The sequence below is a fragment of the Staphylococcus ureilyticus genome (assembly GCF_002902235.1).
In the GTDB taxonomy this organism is placed as follows: domain Bacteria; phylum Bacillota; class Bacilli; order Staphylococcales; family Staphylococcaceae; genus Staphylococcus; species Staphylococcus ureilyticus.
The window spans coordinates 1-1,834 of record NZ_PPRL01000024.1; the positions used below are offsets into that span (position 1 = coordinate 1).

Consider the following 1,834-nt stretch of genomic DNA (forward strand, 5'->3'; position numbering starts at 1 on the left):
TTTGCGGTACGGGCACCATAAATCTAGCTAGAGGCTTTTCTCGGCAGTGTGAAATCAACGACTCGAGGAAACAATTTCCTCTCCCCATCACAGCTTGACCTTATGAGTGCCGGATTTGCCTAACACTCAGTCTTACTGCTTGGACGTACAATCCAATCGTACGCTTCGCCTATCCTACTGCGTCCCCCCATCGCTTAAAACGATTCATGGTGGTACAGGAATATCAACCTGTTATCCATCGCCTACGCCTATCGGCCTCAGCTTAGGACCCGACTAACCCAGAGCGGACGAGCCTTCCTCTGGAAACCTTAGTCAATCGGTGGACGGGATTCTCACCCGTCTTTCGCTACTCACACCGGCATTCTCACTTCTAAGCGCTCCACATGTCCTTGCGATCATGCTTCAACGCCCTTAGAACGCTCTCCTACCATTGTCCTACGGACAATCCACAGCTTCGGTAATATGTTTAGCCCCGGTACATTTTCGGCGCAGTGTCACTCGACTAGTGAGCTATTACGCACTCTTTAAATGATGGCTGCTTCTAAGCCAACATACTAGTTGTCTGGGCAACGCCACATCCTTTTCCACTTAACATATATTTTGGGACCTTAGCTGGTGGTCTGGGCTGTTTCCCTTTCGAACACGGACCTTATCACCCGCGTTCTGACTCCCAAGTTAAATTGATTGGCATTCGGAGTTTGTCTGAATTCGGTAACCCGAGAAGGGCCCCTCGTCCAAACAGTGCTCTACCTCCAATAATCATCACTTGAGGCTAGCCCTAAAGCTATTTCGGAGAGAACCAGCTATCTCCAGGTTCGATTGGAATTTCTCCGCTACCCTCAACTCATCCGCTCACTTTTCAACGTAAGTCGGTTCGGTCCTCCATTCAGTGTTACCTGAACTTCAACCTGGTCAAGGGTAGATCACCTGGTTTCGGGTCTACGACCAAATACTCAACGCCCTATTCAGACTCGCTTTCGCTACGGCTCCACATTCACTGCTTAACCTTGCATCAAATCGTAACTCGCCGGTTCATTCTACAAAAGGCACGCCATCACCCATTAACGGGCTCTGACTACTTGTAAGCACACGGTTTCAAGTTCTCTTTCACTCCCCTTCCGGGGTACTTTTCACCTTTCCCTCACGGTACTGGTTCACTATCGGTCACTAGAGAGTATTTAGCCTTGGGAGATGGTCCTCCCAGATTCCGACGGAATTTCTCGTGTTCCGTCGTACTCAGGATCCACTCAAGAGAGAACAGATTTTCGACTACAGGATTATTACCTTCTTTGATGCATCTTTCCAGATGCTTCGTCTAATCTATTCCTTTGTAACTCCGTATAGAGTGTCCTACAACCCCAACAAGCAAGCTCGTTGGTTTGGGCTCTTCCCGTTTCGCTCGCCGCTACTCAGGGAATCGATTTTTCTTTCTCTTCCTGCGGGTACTAAGATGTTTCAGTTCTCCGCGTCTACCTTCGATACGCTATGTATTTACGTATCGATAATACGACATAACTCGTATTGGGTTCCCCCATTCGGAAATCTCTGGATCACAGCTTACTTACAGCTCCCCAAAGCATATCGTCGTTAGTAACGTCCTTCATCGGCTTCTAGTGCCAAGGCATCCACCGTGCGCCCTTAATAACTTAATCTATTTGCTTTCCAACTCGACAACCGTCGGTTGAAAACCCAAAATGTTATTAATCTGTGAGTGTTCTTTCGAACACTAGCGATTATTTCTTTTTGAATTCAAGCTTATTTAAAACTCTTATTCACTCGGTTTTGCTTGGTAAAATCATAAATTTTACTTACTTATCTAGTTTTCAATGTACAA

Annotated in this window: 1 rRNA gene; it reads right to left on the reverse strand. The window is 46.8% G+C overall.

The annotated features are described in order from the left end of the window. A 23S ribosomal RNA gene (locus tag CD150_RS02910) occupies positions 1-1,652 on the reverse strand; the annotation flags it as partial. Positions 1,653-1,834 lie beyond the last annotated feature (182 nt).